The 20,905-nt window shown below is 61.9% G+C and carries 16 protein-coding genes and 1 CRISPR repeat array (1 of these 17 cut by a window edge); of the genes, 8 read left to right on the top strand and 8 right to left on the bottom strand.

Annotated features, from left to right (window positions below):
• Positions 1-26: 26 nt before the first annotated feature.
• From RRF64_RS15940 to rsxA, 8 genes are all read right to left on the bottom strand, one after another.
• Positions 27-2,240, bottom strand: coding sequence for an MltF family protein (locus RRF64_RS15940; RefSeq protein WP_323846903.1), 2,214 nt, complete (start codon positions 2,238-2,240; stop codon positions 27-29).
• 127 nt (positions 2,241-2,367) lie between these two features.
• A complete protein-coding gene (locus RRF64_RS15935; RefSeq protein WP_323846902.1) occupies positions 2,368-3,075 on the bottom strand; it encodes a TetR/AcrR family transcriptional regulator in 708 nt (235 codons plus the stop codon).
• Positions 3,076-3,254: 179 nt separating this feature from the next.
• Positions 3,255-3,965 (bottom strand): electron transport complex subunit E, encoded by a 711-nt coding sequence (locus RRF64_RS15930; protein WP_323846901.1) that lies wholly within the window; start codon positions 3,963-3,965, stop codon positions 3,255-3,257.
• Complete coding sequence (gene rsxG / locus RRF64_RS15925) at positions 3,965-4,735, bottom strand: electron transport complex subunit RsxG (RefSeq protein WP_323846900.1); 771 nt, start codon at positions 4,733-4,735, stop codon at positions 3,965-3,967. The genes RRF64_RS15930 and rsxG overlap by 1 nt, the downstream gene beginning before the upstream one ends.
• Entirely contained in the window at positions 4,735-5,793 is a 1,059-nt protein-coding gene (gene rsxD, locus RRF64_RS15920) for an electron transport complex subunit RsxD (RefSeq protein WP_323846899.1), read from the bottom strand. Before rsxD ends, rsxG begins: the two co-directional genes overlap by 1 nt.
• A 220-nt stretch (positions 5,794-6,013) precedes the next feature.
• Positions 6,014-8,074, bottom strand: coding sequence for an electron transport complex subunit RsxC (gene rsxC, locus RRF64_RS15915; protein ID WP_479691301.1), 2,061 nt, complete (start codon positions 8,072-8,074; stop codon positions 6,014-6,016).
• 89 nt (positions 8,075-8,163) lie between these two features.
• Positions 8,164-8,805, bottom strand: coding sequence for an electron transport complex subunit RsxB (gene rsxB / locus RRF64_RS15910; RefSeq protein WP_323846977.1), 642 nt, complete (start codon positions 8,803-8,805; stop codon positions 8,164-8,166).
• Positions 8,806-8,814: 9 nt separating this feature from the next.
• The gene (rsxA, locus tag RRF64_RS15905; protein ID WP_323846898.1) at positions 8,815-9,390 is read right to left on the bottom strand and encodes an electron transport complex subunit RsxA; all 576 of its coding nucleotides are present in this window, start codon (positions 9,388-9,390) and stop codon (positions 8,815-8,817) included.
• A 403-nt stretch (positions 9,391-9,793) separates the two neighbouring features.
• On the opposite strand from rsxA, the gene RRF64_RS15900 reads away from it, so the two are divergent.
• The 8 genes from RRF64_RS15900 (at position 9,794) to cas2 (ending at position 18,293) form a co-directional block, all read left to right on the top strand.
• Positions 9,794-10,630: a BrxR family helix-turn-helix transcriptional regulator gene (locus RRF64_RS15900; RefSeq protein WP_323846897.1), complete on the top strand. Its 837-nt coding sequence runs from the start codon at positions 9,794-9,796 to the stop codon at positions 10,628-10,630.
• Positions 10,631-10,755: 125 nt separating this feature from the next.
• On the top strand, positions 10,756-12,993 hold the full coding sequence (gene cas3, locus RRF64_RS15895) for a CRISPR-associated helicase Cas3' (protein ID WP_323846896.1): 2,238 nt from the start codon (positions 10,756-10,758) through the stop codon (positions 12,991-12,993).
• Between the two features lie 46 nt (positions 12,994-13,039).
• On the top strand, positions 13,040-13,714 hold the full coding sequence (cas5c, locus tag RRF64_RS15890; RefSeq protein ID WP_323846895.1) for a type I-C CRISPR-associated protein Cas5c: 675 nt from the start codon (positions 13,040-13,042) through the stop codon (positions 13,712-13,714).
• Positions 13,711-15,498: a type I-C CRISPR-associated protein Cas8c/Csd1 gene (gene cas8c, locus RRF64_RS15885; protein ID WP_323846894.1), complete on the top strand. Its 1,788-nt coding sequence runs from the start codon at positions 13,711-13,713 to the stop codon at positions 15,496-15,498. Before cas5c ends, cas8c begins: the two co-directional genes overlap by 4 nt.
• Positions 15,498-16,367, top strand: coding sequence for a type I-C CRISPR-associated protein Cas7/Csd2 (cas7c, locus tag RRF64_RS15880; RefSeq protein ID WP_323846893.1), 870 nt, complete (start codon positions 15,498-15,500; stop codon positions 16,365-16,367). The genes cas8c and cas7c overlap by 1 nt, the downstream gene beginning before the upstream one ends.
• Before the next feature lie 9 nt (positions 16,368-16,376).
• Positions 16,377-16,985 (top strand): CRISPR-associated protein Cas4, encoded by a 609-nt coding sequence (cas4, locus tag RRF64_RS15875; RefSeq protein WP_323846892.1) that lies wholly within the window; start codon positions 16,377-16,379, stop codon positions 16,983-16,985.
• Positions 16,982-17,998, top strand: a complete 1,017-nt coding sequence (cas1c, locus tag RRF64_RS15870; RefSeq protein WP_323846891.1) for a type I-C CRISPR-associated endonuclease Cas1c — start codon at positions 16,982-16,984, stop codon at positions 17,996-17,998. The genes cas4 and cas1c overlap by 4 nt, the downstream gene beginning before the upstream one ends.
• Position 17,999: 1 nt before the next feature.
• A complete protein-coding gene (gene cas2, locus RRF64_RS15865; RefSeq protein WP_323846890.1) occupies positions 18,000-18,293 on the top strand; it encodes a CRISPR-associated endonuclease Cas2 in 294 nt (97 codons plus the stop codon).
• A gap of 176 nt (positions 18,294-18,469) precedes the next feature.
• Positions 18,470-20,905: direct repeats of the CRISPR family, unit length 32 nt; unit sequence GTCGCGCCCTTCGCGGGCGCGTGGATAGAAAC; it runs 6,217 nt beyond the window's last position.

Genomic DNA, 20,905 nt, shown 5'->3' with positions numbered 1-20,905 from the left:
AAATCGACCTTCCTCCCCCGCAGCGATCAGTGAGCTGCGGCCGCGAGCGGGGCCTCACCGGATCTCAGAACGTTCTGTTGCCGCTGTTCGCGCGCGTCGAGCAGATTGACATAGTGGCGGAAGCGGCTCTCGATCTTGCGCACATAATCGAATGGCTCATGGCCGCGCGCGTAGCCGTAGCGGGCGCGCTTGTAGTACTTCGGGTCTGAGAGCAACAGCATGGCGTTCTCCACGCTGTCGAACCAGGCGTTGCGGTCCCAGCCCTTCTGCTCGGCCAGATCCTGGGCGTCGAATACGTGGCCGAGGCCGGCGTTGTAGGCGGCGAGGGTAAACCACATGCTGTTTTCCGGCGTCAAACCGCGATCGACAAATTTGCCGTGCAGCCAGTCGAGATATTTGATGCCGGCTCTGATACTGGTGCGCGGATCGAACAGGTCCACTTCGCCGACCTGCTTGCCGGTGTTCGGCATCACCTGCATCAGCCCCTGGGCGCCGGCCCAAGACTCGGCCTTGGGGTCGAAGCTGCTTTCCTGAAACATCTGCGCGACGACCAGGCGCCAGTCGAACCCGAACTGCTCCGCGTAGTTGCGCACCAGGTCATCGAAAGGCGAGATGTTGCCCTTCTTGTCCAGCTGGGTAATTTCCTTGCGCGTGCGCCTGGGCCGATCGAAATAGCGGGCATAGAGCGTCGGCAGCGCATCGTTGACACCGCGCTTGCCGAGGAAATCATTGACCGACGCGAGCAGCTGCGGGTTGCCCTCGCGCAGCATCCAGGCGTAGCGGTTGTCCTCCTGTGGCAAGTCCAGGGCGAAGGCGATGTCGTCGCGCCAGGCGCGCTCGATCTTGTAGGAGACCTCGTCGGCGATGGTTAGGTCGAACTCCTTGTCGGCGACCTTGTCGATGATCTGCTGCATATTCAGTTCTTCCGGCGCCAGCTGGATCTGCAGTTCCGGCACCTGCTGCTGCAGGCGCAGGGCGGTATCGTAGTGGCTGCCGGATTTGCGCACATAGACGGTGCGCCCGCGCAGATCGTCGACCGATTTAATGGTGTCGCCGCTGCGCGACACTATGCCAGTGGGCGTCTCGATATAGGGCTCCGAGAACGCCATGCCCTTCTGCCGGCGGCGCTCGGTGTCGGCCAGCAGGCTGGCGGCGATATCGGCATCGCCGTTTTGCAGCATGCGTACGAAGTCATCGTGGCGCTCCGCGACGATGATCTCGAGCCGCAGGTCGTGTTGGTTGGCAAACTTTTCCAGCAGACTGAATTCGAAGCCGAGTATCTGTCCCTTCCACATGAAATAGGTGCCGGGGTGGTTGCGGGTCACGGCGCGCAGCACACCGCGCTGTTTGATCGCGTCCAGGTCGCCGGTGGAGCGCCGGGTGGGACTGGTCAGGCGGATGTGGCGTACGCTGTCGTTGATGGCCTCGAGGAGCTGCGGGGAATTCCGCCGGATCGCCCAGGCCAGCGCGTACTTGTCGGGAAATACGCTGTTGGGTTTTAGGTCGTCGCGAAACTGCTGCGCCAGTTCCAGCAACAGCTCGTCGACGATGGTGAAGTCGGTTTTGCCATTGGCGACGTCCACCAGGATATCCATGTAATTTTTGTCGCTGGTCTCGAGCTTGAGCCCCGGATGTTGCGCGGCAAATGCGCGGGCGCGCTCGACAAATTCGGTGCCGGCGGTCACGGTCAGTGTTTTGCCGGCGAGCGTGTCGCCATCGCCCACCGCGGGTGTTTCCGCCGCCGAAACCAGTACCAGCTGGACCTCCGCACTGGCGGTGGAGAAATCTACCTGCTGGCGGCGCGCGTCGGTGATGATCAGGTTATTGGCGATCAGGTCGCCCTTGCCGGCGTTGAGTTGCGGAATCAGGTCGCCGAAATTTTTCACCTGCAGCACGGTCAGCTCTAACCCGAGTTTCCGCGCCATCAGCCGCGCCTGGGCAATTTCGATATCCTGCTGTGTCGCCGCGCGCCTGAGCATGCTGGAGCGGCTCGGATCCACCAGCAGTCGCAGTTGGCCGCGTTTGCGGATTGCATCCAGGTCGCCGGTTTCCGTGTAGTTATCGAACAGCTCGATCGGGTACTCGCCCATGATCTCCGGCGCCCAGGCGAGTTTATCGCCGTCGGCGCCGGAGGATTTGGTGGCTTCGACCGCGTCGCGCGGGGCCCGCTCGCAGCCCGCGGCGAGACACAGGGGTACAAGCAGGAGAAAGCGGGCGATGTGGCGCAGAGAAGTTGACATGCGGTGGCGACGGCGATTCGTTACGGATTCTCGTTTAAGACTAGCCCGTGCCGTATCGCCGTTCGGAGGCGAGGTGTAAATCGGATGGATAAAGCCGGCACAGGTGGAACCCGGCGCCGGCCGGCGCTCAGAACTGGGGTGCCAGCTCTTCGGCGCCGATAGTGGCGGGGATCAGGCCCTTGATCATCAGGGTTACGGTGCGCTCCAGCAGCGGCGAGTCCAGCGCAATGGCGCCGCTCAGTATCTGGTACTCCAGGTTGAGAATGGTGCCGTGCACTATCTGCGCCGCGGCCGGGGCATCGGCCAGCTCCAGCAGCTGGAAGAACTCCTGGATCAGCGCTTCGGTGGCCTGGTTGGCCATGCGCATCGCGCGGGTGAGCTGCTCGTTGCGCAGCGCCTCGTTGCGGAAGGCCAGCTCGATCAGACGGCGATCCCGGTCGCCGGCCTGGGCGCGCACGTGGCTGAGGATGAAGCGGGTCAGTTGCTGGATCAGCAGCTTGCGCCCCTCGCCGGAGGCGCGCTCTTCCGCCGGCAGGCTGCGCGCGGCGGCCACGCTGTCCTGCTGCAGCTGGCGCGTGTGGTCCAGGCCCTGTTCGACGAAATAGGTAAAGGAGTCGCTGATCAGGTCGTTCAGGTCTTTGAAATAGTAGGTGGTGGCGGCCAGCGGCACGCTGGCCTCGCGCGCTACGGCGCGGTGGCGGATGCCGCGGATGCCCTCTTTGACGATCAGGCGCAGGGTGGCCTCGAGAATGGCCTTGCGGCGCTGGCGGCTGTCGGCGCGCTGCGCGCGGCGCCCGTGATAGACCAGCTCAGACTTTCCATTGTCCACAGTCATAGGTAGTTCCTTGGTTCTTATTGTTCGTTGTCACCGATCGCCAAAACGGATCGGGCGTCTCATTTTAGCGGAACACCCGCAAATGGCTACCGCGGCGGTGTGGAACCGGGTGCCAAATCCATTACGGCAAATTACGGCGAAAGTGGCCCATTACAGGCACGCAACAGGTGAATAGCGGGTCAGGAAATCTTGCCGGTCACCCGCACCCGTTTGGCCCCCGGCACTATCCGCACCTGCTGGCTGCGGCGGCGCTCGATGCCCGCGTCTATTGCGTTCTTGGCCGCGATCAGCAGGCCGGCCACCAGGAAGGCGCCCGGCGGCAGCACCGCGACCAGAAAGCCCGGGTAGTCGGCGCCCAGCACCGGAATGGCCCAGTCCGCCGCCGCCGGGCCCAGCAGCAGGTCCATATCGGCGAACAGGGTGCCCTGGCCGAGAATCTCGCGCACCGCGCCAATCGCGACCAGCACCGCGGTGAAGCCGAGGCCCATCATAAAGCCGTCCACCAGCGACGGCAGTACCGGGTTCTTGCTGGCGAAGGCGTCGGCGCGGCCGAGGATGGTGCAGTTGGTGACGATCAGCGGGATAAAGATGCCCAGCACCAGGTACAGCTCGTAGGTGAAGGCCTTCATCAGCAGCTCGGCGCAGGTCACGAAGGTGGCGATGATCATCACCGAGGCCGGCAGGCGCACCGTGTCCGGCATCTGCCGGCGCACCAGGGACACCGCCAGATTGGAGCAGGTGAGCACGCCGATGGTGGCCAGCCCGAGGCCGATGGCGTTGACCACCGAGCCCGTCACCGCCAGCAGCGGGCACAGGCCCAGCAGCTGCACCAGCGCCGGGTTGTTGTTCCAGAGGCCGTTGCGGGAGATCTCCCCGTAGGGTGCCGCCATCACTGTTTCTCCTGTTCTGGCTGCTGCTGTTTGGGCTCCTCGCGCTGTGGCTCTTTACCCTCCTCGCGCTGTGGCTCCTTACCATCCTCGCGCTGTGGCTCTTTACCCTCCTCGCGCTGTGGCACCTCCACCGCGCGCTTGGATACCGGCGCGCTGAAGATCTCGTCGCGGTGCTCCGCGACGAACTGGAGCACCTGGCGCACCTCGTTCACCACCGCGCGCGGGGTGATCGTCGCCCCGGTAAACTGGTCGAAGGCGCCGCCGTCCTTCTGCACTTTCCACTGGTCCGGCGACGGGTCCCGCAGCGACAGGCCGTTGAACTGCAGCACCCAGTCGCTCTTCTTCAGGTCCACCTTGTCGCCGAGGCCGGGGGTCTCGCTGTGGCTGGTGACGCGCACGCCGGCCACTGTGCCGTCGCGATTCACGCCCACCAGCAGCTTGATCGGACCCGAGTAGCCGTCGGGCGCCACCGCCGGGATGATCACCGCGGAGATACGGCCGTCGTCCTCCCGCGCCAGGTTGATATCGCCGCCCTGGGTCAGGCCGAGCAGGTTCCAGTAGACCTTGGGGATCGGGTAGGTATCCACCAGTATGTCGTTGCTGTGGCGGTCCAGCGGGATAATCTCCAGCAGCGCCTTGGCGGACGCCTCGCGGATGGCGCGCTCGATCGGCTCGCGCGTGGTGATCTGGGTGACCGCCAGGGTGCCGGCGGTGACCAGCGCGAACAGGGTCAGTATCACCGCGTTACTGGCCATACTTTTCTGCAGCATCAGCGCTCCTCCACATCGGTGGCGCGGCGCGGGCGCTTGTGGCCGTAGGTGCGCGGCAGCGTGTAGTTGTCGATGGTGGGGGCGGCGAAGTTCATCAGCAGCACCGCGAAGGCCACCGCGTCCGGATAGGTACCCCAGGCGCGGATCACGTAGGTGAGCAGGCCCACGCCGGCGCCGAAGATCAGGCGGCCCTTGTTGCTGGTGGCACCGCTGATGGGGTCGGTAATGATAAAGAAGGCCCCGAGCATGGTGGCGCCGGAGAAGAGGTGCAGCGCCGGCGAGCCCTCGGACAGGGAACTGCCGCTGTCGTAGAACAGCAGCGACATCAGCGTCAGGGTCACCAGCATGGCCACCGGCGCGTGCCAGGTGATGATGCGCCGGAACAGCAGGAAGAGGCCGCCGACCAGGAAGCCGAAACTGGCGGTCTCCCAGCCGAACCCGGCAATGGTGCCCCGGTTGAAGACCGGTTCCATCTCGTACAGCTGCGACAGCAGCACCGATTCGTTCAGGCGCACTATCTCCAGCGGCGTGGCGCGGGTGAAGCCGTCCACGTTGAAGCCGCCGAAACCGAACACCAGCCCGAAGGCCTCGGCGAGGCCGGGCGCGCCGTGAATGATCTCCGCCGGTCCCACCCAGCGGGTCATGTCCACCGGGAAGCTGATCAGCAGCACCACGTAGCCGACCATGGCCGGGTTAAAGGGGTTGTAACCCATGCCGCCGTAGAGGTGCTTGGCCAGCACGATCGCGACGGCGCTGCCGATCACCGGCAGCCACCAGGCGCAGTAGGGCGGCAGCGCTATGCCGAGCAGCAGTGCGGTGATGAAGGCGCTGTAGTCCTTCAGGTAGAAACCGATCGGCCGCTCCCGCAGTTTCATCACCGCCGCCTCGCAGGCGAGCGCGGTCGCGGTACAGAGCGCAATGTTGATCAGTACGCCGATGCCGAAATAGAGCACCAGCGCCAGTACGCCGGGAATGGTGGCGGCCGCCACCTGCAGCATGACCTTGGCGGTCTTGTCGCCGGAGCGGGCGTGGGGGGAAGTGGCGCGCATCAGTGCCATAAGCGGGACTCGGCGGCGGCCACCAGACCTGTGGGAGCCAGCTCTGCTCGCGAACTGTGCGGGCAACAAGATTCCGGTTGCCATCCATGGGGAGACGAAGGCACGTTCGATCGGACCCCAGCCCCGCCATCCTTGGCGGGTCGCCAAGCCGCGAACAAAGCTGCGCTTTGTAAAGCTCGCGGCTTGGCCCTGCAGGGCAGGCTCCCACGACTTATACAGATCATTCTTTTTCTCCGTTGCCCTTCTGCTCCCGAACCTTGTCTTCCAGTTTCAGCTGCAGGTTCTTCAGCGCTGTCTCGAAGGCCTCTATATTGGGATCGCCGGCCGAGCAGGCTTTTTCCAAACGCACCTGCGCCTTTTCCACCCGCGCCTTGAGCGCGGCGATCTCCGCCGCCAGCTTGTCCGCGGGGCTCATGCTGGCGCGGGCCGCGGCGGCGGCCTTGGCTCTCTCTATCGCGCTCGCCGCCGCGCGCTTCTCCGGTGTTTCCCTGGCAGACGCGGCGGGCCCGGTTTTCTGCTGGGCCTGGGCCAGTTTCTGCCGCGCCTCCTGCAGCTTGAGCTCCGCCGCCTTCAGCTGTGCCGCCAGCTGGTCGCGCTGGCCGCCCTCGGCCTCCGCCAGTTTTTGCTGCAGCCGCTCGACGCGGCTCTCGGCGCTGGCCAGGGAGCGCTGGGCGCGCGCCAGCAGCTGTTGCGGATCCTCCTGGCGGGCCTTAACCCGCGCCAGCGCGGCGGCAACCATATCGGCCTCCTTGCGCTCCGCCTGCGCCTCGGGTGAGGCGGGGCCCTGCTCCCGCTGGTGGCGCGCCAGTTCGGCGGCCTGGCGCCGCGCTTCGCGCTTGGCCTCCTTTTCCTTCTCCGCCTTTTCCAGGCGCAGTTTGCGGAACTCGAAGCGGTCGCGGGCGCGGTCGGATTTTTCCTTCTCCGCCTCGGCAATGCGGATATCGCCCTTGGCGGCGCGGTAGTACTGCACCAGCGGGATGGTGCTGGGGCACACATAGGAACAGCAGCCGCATTCGATACAGTCGAACAGGTTGTAGGCCTGCAGCTTCTCGCGGTCGTCCGCGCGCGCGTACCAGTAGAGCTGCTGCGGCAGCAGCGACGCGGGGCAGACCTCGGCGCAGAAGCCGCAGCGGATACAGGCCTGCGCCGGCGGCGCCGGCGGCAGCTCTTTGACGGTGGGCACCAGCAGGCAGTTGGTGGTCTTGATCACGGGCGCGCTTTCGTCGTCGATCGTATAGCCCATCATCGGCCCGCCGATCACGACTTTCTGCATCAGCCCGCGGTGGGCGCCGTGGTGCTTGAGAATGTGTTTGATCGGTGTGCCGATGGGCACCTCGATATTGCGCTGCCGCTCCAGCGCCTCGCCGACGACGGTGGTCACGCGGCTGATCAGCGGCTCGCCGAAACGGATCGCGCGGTAGACGGCGCGCGTGGTGCCGACGTTCTGGCACACGATACCGATATTGGCGGGCAACCCTTTGTTGGGCACCTCGCGCCCGGTCAGTATCTGGATCAGCTGCTTCTCGCCGCCGGACGGGTATTTGGTCGGAAAGACGACGATATCGAAGCGGGTGCCCTTGGCCGCCTCGCGCATTGCCGCGATCGCCTCCGGCTTGTTGTCCTCGATGCCGATCAGCACCCGCTCGGGCTCGTCGAGGATATAGGCGAGTATCTCCACGCCGGCGATGATCTCCGCCGCGCGCTCGCGCATCAGCATGTCATCGGCGGTGATATAGGGCTCGCACTCGGTGCCGTTGATGATCAGCGTGTCTATCTCGGCGCCGCCGTGGGGATCCAGCTTGACCGCGGTCGGGAAGCCGGCGCCGCCCATGCCGGCGATGCCACAATTGCGGATTATCTCCAGCAGGTCCACCGGCTCGAGCTGGCGGAAATCCTCGCAGGGCTCGAGTTCGCACCAGCGCTCCTCGCCGTCGGTGCGGATTACGATGCAGTCCTCCGGCAGGCCGGACGGATGCGGCACGGCGCAGGGCTCTATGGCCATCACCTTGCCGGAGCTGGGCGCGTGCACCGGGCAGCTGATCAGGCCGTCCGCCTCGGCGATCTTCTGGCCCTTCATCACGTAGTCGCCCAGGCTGACCAGCGGCAGCGCCGTGGCGCCGCTGTGCTGCAGCAGCGGCACGATCAGGTCTTGCGCCAGCGGGATGGTACCGATGGGCTCACCGGTGGACTGGCGCTTGTTCTCCGGCGGATGGACGCCGCCGGGAAAATCATTGGGGCGCAGCTCGCGCGCCTTTTCACGGGCCCGATCACTGGCAATCAGCTGCGCCTCGCGCGCGGCGCGGCGCTCCTCGACCGACTGGCGCTCGCCCTGTCCTTCCTGTGCGCGGCTCAACTTATCCTCTTGCGGGCTCAAGCGGCGTCCCTCTTATTGTCATCGCCGCCGGTGCTGTTACTGATGCCGGTGCCGCGCTGGGCCCTGTCGCTGGCGATCAGCTGCACGCCTTCGACCGGCTTGTCCGGGTGCCAGTCCTGCAGCGAGCTCTCGAGCGGCACCATGTCGATACAGTCCACCGGGCAGGGTTCGACACACAGGTCGCAGCCGGTGCATTCGTCGACGATCACCGTGTGCATGTATTTGGCCGCGCCGGCGATGGCGTCCACCGGACAGGCCTGGATGCACTTGGTGCAGCCGATGCACTCCGCCTCGCGGATGAAGGCCACCTTCTTTACGCCCTCGACGCCGTGCTCGGCATCCAGCGGCATCGGCTCCATGTCGAGCAGGTTGGCCAGCTCGTTGATGGTGGCCTGGCCGCCGGGCGGGCACTTGTTGATGGCGTCACCGTGCACTATCGCCTCGGCGTAGGGGCGGCAGCCAGGGTAGCCGCACTGGCCGCACTGGGTCTGTGGCAGCAGCGCGTCCACCTGTTCCACCAGCGGATCGCCCTCCACCTTGAAGCGCACCGCGGCGAAACCGAGCAGGGCGCCGAAGGCGAGCGCCATGCCGCCGAGGATCAGCAGGGGCGTGGAAATTTCAGAGACCCAGTCCAGCATCATTCCGCCCTATACCAGACCGCTGAAGCCCATAAACGCCAGCGACATCAGCCCGGCGGTGATCATGCCGATTGCGGCGCCCTTGAAGGGCACCGGCACGTCCGCCGCGAACAGCCGCTCGCGCATCGAGGAAAACAGGATCAGCACCAGGGAAAAGCCGACCGCCGCGCCGAAACCGTAGAGCGCGGATTGCACAAAGGTGTGGGATTTCATCGTGTTCTGCAGCGCTACACCCAGCACCGCGCAGTTAGTGGTGATCAGCGGCAGGAAGACTCCCAGCACCTTGTACATCAGCGGGCTGGTCTTCTCGATAAACATGCGCGCGAACTGCACCACCACCGCGATCACCAATATAAAGGAGATGGTGCGCAGGTATTCGAGACCGAAGGGCTCCAGCAAATAGGTGTTCACCAGGTAGGAGCAGATGGACGCCAGCGTCAGCACGAAGGTGGTCGCCCCCGCCATGCCCACCGCGGTCTCCAGCTTGTTGGAGACGCCCATAAACGGACACAGGCCGAGAAACTGCACCAACACATAGTTGTTGACCAGGATGGTACTGAGCAGGATGACGGCGAATTCGGTCATAAGCGGTCCGGGTTGAAACTTGCGGCGGAGGTGTCGCGCGCCGTGATCGGAAAGCTTGCCGGTGCCTAATCAGCCTAGCACCGGGCCTCCACACGCCGTGGAATGCCGCGCAGGGGCGGTATTATGGGGGAGTGCCAGAGTGCCTTCAACACGGCCTGAGTGCCCGTCGACGCAAACCCGGAATCGAGTGCCGGATTTGCAGTTTAAGCGGCGGCCAAGGGCCTGAATTTGGATCGTGTGCAGATAAACGGGTTGCCGGTAACTCCAGAAGCCTGCCTGTCGTCCACGGTCGATGATTCAGCCATGGTTGACCCACGGCAGTCTGTGGCGTAAAAACGTTGCAATTGTAACAAAAATAACAAAAGCAGCTCACGTTTCGATGTGACCTGCTCCGGTGCCACACATGGAAGAGATCCAGCAGCGCCGTTTTTGGCTGGTAGAGCTAATTGCTTACTGGGAGGGGCGGCTCGCCACCACCCACTTGCGGGCATTCTTTGGCATTAGCCGACAACATGCCAGTAATGAGATCAACCGCTACCGCGAAACCCACCCCGGCAATCTGCTCGACTACCGGCCCAGCGACAGGGCTCATCTGGCCAGCCCGTACTTCGAGCGTCACTATATCAGTGCCGATGTGGCCGAATATCTTAACTGGATGGCCGGCCTCGGCGCCCACACAAGCCCTGAGCACAAAGGCTGCCAGCTGCCCAATGTAGTGCTCAGGCACCCGGCCCGCAATGTTATCCCGCAAGTGATGCGCCCGCTGGTGAAAGCCATCCGCGAACAGCGGCGGGTGGAAGTGGACTATGGCTCCATCGCCAATCCCGACCGTGAAGGCCGCATCATAGTCCCCCACACCTTCGTTAACACCGGCCTGCGCTGGCACCTGCGCGCCTGGTGTGAAAAGAACCAGGACTACCGCGATTTCGTGCTGAGCCGCTTCCACGGCCAGCCTGAAGTACTCGATAAATCCCCCCACAGCGCTGCCGGCGATACCGCCTGGAACACTGAAATCACACTTATCCTGCAGCCGGATATGCGCCTCTCAGCTGAGCAGAAGGCTGTGCTCGAATACGACTACAGCATGGAGGGCGGCCAGCTCTACCTCAAAACTCGCGCCGTGCTGGCCAGCTACCTGCTCAAGGAGATGCAGGTAAACACCAAGATGCTGGACGGGCGGCCGGAGGCGCAGCAGCTGGTACTTGTCAACTTTGATGACGTTAAGGAGTGGCTTTTCTAGGCGACAGCCGGGTGGGCTGGGGGCGGAAGCGTCAAGTGGGGTTACCTGGAGATTTGTGCAGTATTGGTGGTTCGCGGAACGGCGGTTAGGGTTGCGGGAGCCTAAAGCGAAGGGAAGGAAATCGGATGTCGAAACCACAGCGGACAGATTTTTACGCGCACTCCACGGACCGGGACGATAAGGTGGACTGGCAGTCTCTGGTAGACCACCTTTCGGCTGTGGGAGAACTGGCCGCACTGAAAGCGGCCGTATTTGGAGGTGCGAGTCTCGCCCAAGTGGAAGGGCTGTTGCACGATTTGGGCAAGTATACCGAGGAATTCCAGCAGCGCCTGGAAGGCAGTCCGGTGCGAGTGGATCACGCCACCCACGGCGCAGTGATGGCGGTAGAGCGCTATGGCCCAATTGGACGATTGCTCGCTTATGCCATTGCCGGCCACCATGCCGGTCTCGCCAACGGTAGGGACAGTGGTGAGCGTACGAGCCTAAAAGATCGCTTAAGAAAGGAGCTGCCGGAACTCCTGTCACACTGGCAAGACGAAATTGATTTGCCTGAGCCTAAATCTCTAGCGTTGCCGGAGGGGCTGAAAGGGATTAAGGAACGCGGTAGTTTTCAGCTCTCTTTTCTTGGGCGCATGCTCTTTTCCTGCTTGGTGGATGCGGACTATCTCGACACAGAAGCCTTCTATCTAGGCAAAGATAAGGGAGTGGATGGCCGAGCCCAGGAATTTCCCGACCTGTCTGCGCTGCGCGAGCGCTTGGACCAGTATCTCGGCCGCTTCAAGGCAAACTCCGATGTGAACCGCATTCGGGCCGGGATACTTGAACATGTACGCGGCAAGGCCGCCCTGGAGCCCGGGCTCTTCTCCCTCAACGTACCCACCGGCGGTGGCAAGACTCTGGCGTCACTGGCTTTTGCCTTAGATCACGCCATTGCCCACGGCCTCCGACGGGTCATCTTCGTGATTCCCTTTACCAGTATCGTCGAGCAGAACGCCGCAGTATTTCGTGAAGCGTTGGGTGATCTGGGCGAAGTGGCAGTGCTGGAGCACCACAGCGCGTTCATTGACGACGGCAAGAACAGCAGAGACCCTCAGGCCAGTGACAAGCTGCGCTTGGCAATGGAGAACTGGGAGGCACCGATAGTGGTGACGACCTCGGTGCAGCTCTTCGAGAGCCTGTACGCCAACCGTAGCTCACGTTGTCGCAAACTACATAATATCGCCGGCAGTGTGGTCATTCTGGATGAGGCGCAGACATTACCGCTCAAGTTGTTGATGCCCTGTGTCACCGCCATGGACGAACTGGCACTGAACTACCGTACCAGCTTGGTTCTATGCACCGCCACCCAGCCGGCGCTTAAAAAAGAGGAGGGCTTTACCAATGGATTGGATAATGTGCGCGAACTCGCTCCAGAGCCGGAAGACTTGCAGCGGCAACTGGAGCGGGTGCAAGTGCATTACAGGGGGCCACTTACCGACGAAGAACTGGTGGGCGAGTTGGCTGCCCACGAGCAAGTGCTGTGCATCGTCAACAGCCGACGCCACGCCCGCAGCCTTTACCAGTCCATCGCCCACCTCCCGGGCGCACGCCATCTCACCACCCTGATGTGTGCCAAACACCGCAGCCAAGCTTTGAAGGAGATTCGCCAACAGTTAAAAGACGACGAGCCCTGTCGGCTGATTGCGACTTCCTTGATAGAGGCGGGAGTAGACGTAGATTTTCCCGTCGTTTTTCGCGCCGAGGCCGGCCTGGATTCCATAGCCCAGGCCGCCGGTCGCTGCAACCGTGAGGGCAAGCGACCTCTGGAACAGAGCAACGTTTATGTATTTGCCGTTGCCAGCGACTGGCCCACGCCGCCGGATGTGGAACAATTCGCCGGGGCGGCAAGGTCTGTATTTCGCCGACATGAAAAGCCCTTGTTGCTGGCCGCGATCCGCGACTATTTCCGAGAACTCTATTGGGTGAAGGGCAAGGAGCAGTTGGGTGCGGGCATGCTGAAAATGATCGAGGACGGCCGGCTTGAGGGCATCCCCTATGAGACCCTGGCCAAGGATTTTCGCATGATCGACAGTCACATGCTGCCCGTGATCGTGCCCTACGACGAAGATGCGAGAAAGGCACTGCGCGACCTTCAGTGGGCGGAATCCTGTGGCGGCATAGCGCGGAGGTTGCAGCCCTACCTGGTGCAGCTGCCCGAGCGGGCCTTGCGCGCACTGAGGGACACGGGAGCCGTTCAGCCGGTTGAAGCGGAGCGGTTCGGGGAGCAGTTTATGGAACTGGTCAATGGGGATCTCTACCACGAGAAATACGGGTTTGATTGGGATGACCCTTCCTTCATCCGTGCGGAAAAATCGGTAATGTAGATGGGTCGCCGCTTGGCGGCGAGGATAGAATCAGGGGAGAAAACGAATGGCATATGGAATAAGACTGATGGTCTGGGGAGAGCGCGCCTGCTTTACCCGGCCGGAAATGAAAGTAGAGAGGGTGAGCTACGACGTAATCACTCCCTCCGCGGCGCGCGGAATACTGGAGGCCATTCACTGGAAACCGGCTATCCGCTGGGTGATCGACCGGATACAGGTCCTCAAGCCTATCCGTTTCGAGTCCATCCGCCGCAACGAGGTGGGCAGCAAGATCAGTGCCCGCAACGTGAATTCTGCCATGAATGTCGGCAGCACGGCTGGGCTGGTCAACTATGTGGATCAGGACCGGCAGCAACGCGCAGCCACAGTGTTGCGCGACGTAGCCTATGTGATTGAAGCCCATTTTGAACTCACCGATAAAGCCGGCACAGACGACAGTGAGGGCAAGCACCTGGACATCTTCAACCGCCGCGCGCGCAAGGGCCAATACTTTCACGCCCCTTGCCTGGGAGTGCGTGAGTTTCCGGCCGACTTCCGCCTCGTGGAGGAAGGTGAGCCGGAACCAAATCCCGACGTATCTCTGGTCGGTGAGCGCGATCTGGGCTGGATGCTGCACGATTTCGACTTTAAGAACGACTGCGAGCCGCGATTCTTTCGCGCCCTTATGCGCGATGGCTTGATTGAGGTGCCACATTTTTCCAGTGAGGAGGTCAAGGCATGATCCTCTCTGCACTCAACAACTACTACCACCGGCTGGTTGAAAGCGGGGAAGATGGGATAGCGCTCTTTGGCTTCAGTCAGGAAAAGATCAGCTATGCGTTGATCTTGACCGAGAATGGCAGTCTGGTGGATGTACGGGATATTCGTGATACCAGTGGCAAGAAGCCGGTACCTGCAATATTGACCGTGCCTCAACCACCCAAGCGCTCCGTCAATATTGCGCCCTGCTTCTTGTGGGATAAGTCTTCTTACGTACTGGGAGTCAACTCCTCGGAGGATACGAAATCGCGGAAACGGGCGGTCGAGACACACCAAGCATTTAAAGATATGCACCGGGAGTTGCTGAAAAATTGCGATAGCCCGGCGCTCAAGGCATTGTTGGCATTTTTTGACTGGTGGAGACCGGAGGTATTTGATGAGTCGTCCTTGTTCTCCGAGTCCATGCGGGACGCCAACTTTGTATTCCGGTTGGATGGAGAGATGGAATATCTCCATGAATGCCGCGAGGCGCAGCTGGTGCGCCGGAGTATGTTGCAGCAGTCTGAGAGCCCCAGTGAGTTTTGTTTGGTTACTGGGGATCGCACGCCGGTTGCCCTTCTTCACCCCTCTATTAAAGGAGTCTACGGCGCCCAGACAGCCGGCGCCTCCATAGTCTCTTTCAATCTGGATGCTTTCACATCCTACGGAAAATCCCAAGGGCAAAATGCCCCGATATCAGAGCAGGCTACCTTCGCCTACACTACGGTACTGAACCACCTGCTTCGTAAGGGCAGCCGCCAACGGCTGCAACTGGGGGATACCTCAGTGGTCTTCTGGGCCGAGACCTGCTCCATGACACAGGCCCAGGCGGCGGAGGGACTGTTTGCCAAGTTGCTCAATCCGCCGGCAACGGATGCCTCCGAAACCGACAAGCTGCGACCAGCGCTGGAGGCCGTTGCCAAGGGCAGACCCTTGAGGGACCTCGATCCGGAGTTGGAAGACGATACAAAACTGCACGTGCTCGGTCTTGCTCCCAATGCTTCCCGCCTGTCGGTACGCTTCTGGGAGACCGGATCTCTGCACAGTTTTGCCGAGCGCTTGGCGCAACATTACAGGGATTTGGAGTTGCAGCCGATGCCCTGGAGGACGGAGCCTTCCATCTGGCGGTTGCTGTTGCAAACAGTGCCTCATCGGGAGGGCAGTCAGCCAAAATCCGACGACATTCCGCCGCAGCTCGCTGGCGAAATGACCCGGGCCATACTCACCGGCCGCCGTTATCCTGGTAGCCTGCTTTCCAACCTGATTATGCGTATGCGCGCTGACGGTGATGTATCGCCGTTACGCGTGGCTCTGTGCAAAGCCGTATTGGCCAGAGATGCGCGTATTGCCAATAAACTCAAAGAAAAGGAGATCCCCATGAGTCTCGATATTGATAATGCCGAGCCCGGCTACTTGCTGGGGCGGCTATTTGCCGCCTTGGAAAATATCCAGCAGTCGGCACTGGGGCGCGATATCAACGCCACTATCCGAGATCGTTATTACGGTGCCGCATCCGCTACTCCGGCCAGCATTTTCCCCGTGCTGGTGCGCAATGCTCAGCACCACCTCAGCCGCTTGCGTAAAGACAAGCCCGGAGCTGCGGTCAATCTGGAAAAGCAGATCAACGAGATAGTGGACAAACTGCCTCCCAGCTTTCCCAAGAGCTTGCGCATTGAAGCCCAGGGTCGCTTCGCCATTGGCTACTACCACCAGAACAAGGCGCGCTTCGGCGGCCAGGAATCCAGCACAGAGGAAGGAGAAGAGTAATGACTGCCATCGCCAACCGCTACGAGTTCGTGTATCTGTTCGACGTTACCAACGGCAACCCCAACGGCGATCCGGATGCTGGCAACCTGCCGCGCCTGGACCCCGAGACTAACCAAGGCCTTGTGACCGATGTCTGTCTCAAAAGAAAAATTCGCAACTACGTGAGCCTGGAAAAGGAGGGCGAGCCCGGTCACGGCATTTACATGCAGGAAAAATCCGTGCTGAACAACCAGCACAAGTTGGCCTATGAAGCGCTCGATATAGAGCCGGTGTCCAAGAAGCTACCGAAGGAAGAAGCCAAGGCCAGGGAACTGACCGCGTGGATGTGCAAAAACTTCTTCGATGTGCGCGCCTTCGGGGCTGTCATGACCACCGAAATCAATGCCGGCCAGGTGCGCGGACCAATCCAGATGGCCTTCGCGTCCTCCATCGATCCGGTGGTTCCCATGGAGGTTTCCATTACCCGTATGGCGGTGACCAACGAGCGCGACCTGGAAAAAGAGCGAACCATGGGCCGCAAGCACATAGTCCCCTACGGTCTCTATCGTGCCCACGGCTACATTTCTGCCAAGCTGGCCGAACGCACCGGCTTTTCCGAAGAAGACCTGGAGTTGCTCTGGCGTGCCCTGACCAACATGTTCGAACACGACCGCTCCGCGGCGCGTGGAGAAATGGCCGCGCGCAAACTGATCGTGTTCAAACACGAGCATCCCATGGGCAATGCTCCGGCCCACAAGTTGTTTGAAACGGTCAAAGTCGAACGGGTAGAGGGTTCGGACGACACTCCCGCCCGCGGCTTCCAGGACTACCGCGTCACCGTAGACGCAGAATCCCTGCCTCAGGGAGTGTCCGTCGAGGAAAAACTGTAGGCGATCACAGTGGATGAACTTCTACCCATCTCCGCTCTACAACACTACGCCTACTGCCCAAGGCAGTTCGCACTGATCCATGTAGAGCGGGTATGGGCGGAAAACCGCTATACCGCTGAAGGGCGCATACTGCACGAGCGGGTGGATTCCGGGGCGGCCGAGCAGCGCAAGGAGGTGCGCTTCGAGCGCAGCGTGATGCTGCGCTCGGAACAGCTCCGCCTGAGCGGAAAGCTCGACCTGCTGGAGGTCCACGACAGCGAGCGCTATATCCCGGTGGAGTACAAGCGCGGCAAGCCAAAGTTGCAGGACTGGGACCGCATCCAGGTATGCGCGCAGGCGCTGTGTCTTGAAGAAATGCGCTCCATCCGCGTCGAGGAAGGCGCTATCTGGTACTGGGAGGTGCGGCGGCGTGAAACTGTTGCGCTAACTGAGGAGATCCACGAGGCGACGCTCGCTGCTATCGAATCCTGCCACACGCTGATCGAACGAGGTGAAACCCCCAGGCCGACAGTGGATGAAAGTCGCTGCAAAGCCTGTTCCCTGCGCGACCTGTGCCGGCCGGACCGGTTCCGCCGGGACAGTTCTGCCCGTTACACAAGGAAGCTGTTTGAACTGTGAAGAAACTGCTCAATACCCTCTACATCACCCGCCAGGAAAGCTACCTGCACAAGGAGCGGGAAACCATCGTCATCAAACAGGGCGACGAAAAGCTGGGCCAGTTTCCCGCGCTTTCCCTCGGCGGCATCCTGTGCTTCGGCCGGGTTTCCGTGTCGCCTTTCCTCATGGGGTACTGTGCGGAAAACGGTATCGGTATCGCCTTCTATACCGAGTACGGCCGCTTCCTCGCCCGGGTGCAAGGGCGCCAGACCGGTAACGTACTGCTGCGTCGTACCCAGTATCGCTGGGCAGACAGTAGCGAACGCAGCACCGATGTCGCCCGGCTGATTGTGGCGGCGAAGATTGCCAACAGCCGCTCGGTACTTCAGAGGGAGTTGAGGAACCACGGTGACAACCCCGCGCTGAGTGCCGCCGCTGACAGGTTGGCATTCAGTCTGCGACGTGCCCGCACCGCGAAATCTGTGGAAGAAGCGCGCGGTATTGAAGGCGATGCCGCCAGCAGTTATTTCTCCGTGTTTGATGAACTCCTACGCGGCTCGGGATTTGCCTTCGGTGGCAGGATACGGCGGCCGCCCACGGACCCGGTTAACGCCCTCTTATCCTTTGTTTATTCCCTGGTCACCCAGGAGTGTGTATCGGCATTACAGGGCGTAGGGCTCGATCCCTATGTCGGCTTCCTGCACAAAGACAGACCGGGCCGGGCCAGTCTCGCCCTCGACCTCCTGGAAGAATTCCGGGCATCTTGGGCCGACCGCTTCGTACTCACCCTGGTCAACCGCCGCCAGGTACAGCCTGGGGATTTCGTAACGGAAGCCAGCGGCGCAGTGCGGCTGCAGGACGACGCCAGGAAAAAGTTACTGACGCTCTACCAGGAGCGCAAGCAGGTGGAACTGACGCATCCCTATTTACAGGAACAGCTGCCCATCGGTCTGCTGTCTCACAGCCAGGCGTTGCTGCTGGCCCGCCATCTGAGAGGGGATACCGAGTACTATACGCCCTATGTGGTGAAATAATATGCTGGTTCTCGTTACCTATGATGTCAGCGTAACTACGGCGGAGGGCCGTAAACGCTTGAGAAACATCTCCAAAATCTGCCTGGATTACGGTGTCCGTGTTCAGAACTCCGTGTTTGAATGCGAGGTGGACCCGGCGCAGTTCGCTTTCCTCAAAGACCGGCTGCTGGAAACCTACGATCCCGATGAAGACAGCCTGAGGTTCTACTCTCTTGGCAAACGCGGGCGCCAGCGGGTCGAACACTTCGGAGCCAAGCCGGTTGAAGACCCGCTGCGTGATGCGCTCATTCTGTAACCGCTAACCTTTGGTTCTCAGCGGAACCCCGGGAGGCTAGCGGCCCACCAAGCTATTGAATTTCTTTGAGTTGTCTGTTTTTTATTCAGAGAGCTGTTGCTGCAGTTGGAGTACTGGTGAGGGTTAGCGGAAATCACGGATTTTTTCTTTGCTCTTTAACAACTTAGAATATTGCAGTCGCGCCCTTCGCGGGCGCGTGGATAGAAACCCAGTGATGTACACCTGAAAGCGCGCAGGTACCCGTCGCGCCCTTCGCGGGCGCGTGGATAGAAACTCTATCCTGGATACACTCAGTAGCGGAAGACAGGCGTCGCGCCCTTCGCGGGCGCGTGGATAGAAACATCGGCCTGAAACTGCGCCTGCGCTTCGGCAGTGGTCGCGCCCTTCGCGGGCGCGTGGATAGAAACCCGATAAGACTTCGCGCTGGGGATGCGCAGAAAGGTCGCGCCCTTCGCGGGCGCGTGGATAGAAACCAAGGAATGGCGTTGGTATCGGTTGGCGCGTTCGGGTCGCGCCCTTCGCGGGCGCGTGGATAGAAACTGCTCGAATCCGGAAGGCCACATTGTTGAGCGCGGTCGCGCCCTTCGCGGGCGCGTGGATAGAAACTTGCAGTTCGTGAGAGCCATCCTCGCCGCCCCCTGTCGCGCCCTTCGCGGGCGCGTGGATAGAAACAATAAAGGCGCGGGCACGCTGCAGGTGTTCGACAGTCGCGCCCTTCGCGGGCGCGTGGATAGAAACACCTTCCGCACCAGCGTCGACCGGCAGGCCGCACGTCGCGCCCTTCGCGGGCGCGTGGATAGAAACCGCATCGAGCGCGAGTGCCCGTGCCAGACGGTGCGTCGCGCCCTTCGCGGGCGCGTGGATAGAAACTCGCGGACCAGAAGGGCAAGCTGGAGTTGGACCAGTCGCGCCCTTCGCGGGCGCGTGGATAGAAACTTACGGAACTTGCCGCACACCACATGCAGTGGTTGTCGCGCCCTTCGCGGGCGCGTGGATAGAAACAATTTGCTGCAGGTTGGCCAGTATATGGAATATCGTCGCGCCCTTCGCGGGCGCGTGGATAGAAACAAAATCCCGCCATGCATCCACCGATAAAATTTTGTCGCGCCCTTCGCGGGCGCGTGGATAGAAACCTGGAATATAGGTGGCAAGATGAAAACACAATACGTCGCGCCCTTCGCGGGCGCGTGGATAGAAACAGGGCATGGCTATCGTGATGATTGGCGCGGTCGGGTCGCGCCCTTCGCGGGCGCGTGGATAGAAACACCACGGCATCCAGTACGTCGGATACGTTGTCGCGTCGCGCCCTTCGCGGGCGCGTGGATAGAAACCACAAAGTTTCTCCTGGCACCTGTCAAGCATTTCGTCGCGCCCTTCGCGGGCGCGTGGATAGAAACTGCGCATTGTTTCGCGTCTTCCTCGCGGCTATCTTGTCGCGCCCTTCGCGGGCGCGTGGATAGAAACTGGCTGAGCGTGTCCACTTGGCCTGACAATCCACGTCGCGCCCTTCGCGGGCGCGTGGATAGAAACCTGACCGCCGACGGCACCCTCACCGGCAGCGCCTCGTCGCGCCCTTCGCGGGCGCGTGGATAGAAACAAGCTGGAGGTGGACGACCGCAAGAGCGCTCGCGAGTCGCGCCCTTCGCGGGCGCGTGGATAGAAACCGGTGAAGCCGGTGGATTGTCAGGCCAAGTGGACGTCGCGCCCTTCGCGGGCGCGTGGATAGAAACAGCGCCGGCATGACCTCGTTGCGGCCGCGCACTAGTCGCGCCCTTCGCGGGCGCGTGGATAGAAACAACCGCCCGGACTATTTCAACATGCTGCTCAGCATGTCGCGCCCTTCGCGGGCGCGTGGATAGAAACGCACGGATCACATGCGCGAATCTGGTTGAGCGTGAGTCGCGCCCTTCGCGGGCGCGTGGATAGAAACCGACTTGATCGCCATCGCCAGCCGCGCCCAGGTAGTCGCGCCCTTCGCGGGCGCGTGGATAGAAACAGGTAGATGGTGGTGCCGTCCTCGAGCGCCATCCGTCGCGCCCTTCGCGGGCGCGTGGATAGAAACCGATGATCCTGCAGTTCTGGTTTGGTTCCAGCCAGGTCGCGCCCTTCGCGGGCGCGTGGATAGAAACGAGGAAATACTGTCCGGGCTGCAGATACCCTACCGTCGCGCCCTTCGCGGGCGCGTGGATAGAAACTAGAGAGGCGGGGCGCGAGCCCCGCTACACTCAGTCGCGCCCTTCGCGGGCGCGTGGATAGAAACATCATAGATGGGCGCGGTATGGGCAAACCCCGGAACGTCGCGCCCTTCGCGGGCGCGTGGATAGAAACAATCTGTCCATGCTGAACAGCCGCAGCGAGGGCGGTCGCGCCCTTCGCGGGCGCGTGGATAGAAACCTGCACAAGGACCGCCTCAGCGACGACGGCAGCGATGTCGCGCCCTTCGCGGGCGCGTGGATAGAAACCGCCAGACATGTGCATGCAGATTGTTAAATATGGGTCGCGCCCTTCGCGGGCGCGTGGATAGAAACTGGCCGATCATCGGGTTCAGTCCGGTAAAGAGGTCGTCGCGCCCTTCGCGGGCGCGTGGATAGAAACTGCTTACAAGCGTTGGG

Origin of the sequence: Microbulbifer magnicolonia (genome assembly GCF_035117725.1) — a bacterium.
Classification (GTDB): domain Bacteria; phylum Pseudomonadota; class Gammaproteobacteria; order Pseudomonadales; family Cellvibrionaceae; genus Microbulbifer; species Microbulbifer magnicolonia.
Note: the sequence above shows the minus strand (reverse complement) of the source record. Positions and strands in the feature narration are given on the sequence as shown.

Excerpts from the sequence above, each read along its gene's own strand:
- RRF64_RS15940 (WP_323846903.1), bottom strand. The coding sequence starts at position 2,240 with ATGTCAACTTCTCTGCGCCACATCGCCCGCTTTCTCCTGCTTGTACCC.
- RRF64_RS15935 (WP_323846902.1), bottom strand. The coding sequence starts at position 3,075 with ATGACTGTGGACAATGGAAAGTCTGAGCTGGTCTATCACGGGCGCCGC.
- RRF64_RS15930 (WP_323846901.1), bottom strand. The coding sequence starts at position 3,965 with ATGGCGGCACCCTACGGGGAGATCTCCCGCAACGGCCTCTGGAACAAC.
- rsxG (WP_323846900.1), bottom strand. The coding sequence starts at position 4,735 with ATGCTGCAGAAAAGTATGGCCAGTAACGCGGTGATACTGACCCTGTTC.
- rsxD (WP_323846899.1), bottom strand. The coding sequence starts at position 5,793 with ATGGCACTGATGCGCGCCACTTCCCCCCACGCCCGCTCCGGCGACAAG.
- rsxB (WP_323846977.1), bottom strand. The coding sequence starts at position 8,805 with ATGCTGGACTGGGTCTCTGAAATTTCCACGCCCCTGCTGATCCTCGGC.
- rsxA (WP_323846898.1), bottom strand. The coding sequence starts at position 9,390 with ATGACCGAATTCGCCGTCATCCTGCTCAGTACCATCCTGGTCAACAAC.
- RRF64_RS15900 (WP_323846897.1), top strand. The coding sequence starts at position 9,794 with ATGGAAGAGATCCAGCAGCGCCGTTTTTGGCTGGTAGAGCTAATTGCT.
- cas3 (WP_323846896.1), top strand. The coding sequence starts at position 10,756 with ATGTCGAAACCACAGCGGACAGATTTTTACGCGCACTCCACGGACCGG.
- cas5c (WP_323846895.1), top strand. The coding sequence starts at position 13,040 with ATGGCATATGGAATAAGACTGATGGTCTGGGGAGAGCGCGCCTGCTTT.
- cas8c (WP_323846894.1), top strand. The coding sequence starts at position 13,711 with ATGATCCTCTCTGCACTCAACAACTACTACCACCGGCTGGTTGAAAGC.
- cas7c (WP_323846893.1), top strand. The coding sequence starts at position 15,498 with ATGACTGCCATCGCCAACCGCTACGAGTTCGTGTATCTGTTCGACGTT.
- cas2 (WP_323846890.1), top strand. The coding sequence starts at position 18,000 with ATGCTGGTTCTCGTTACCTATGATGTCAGCGTAACTACGGCGGAGGGC.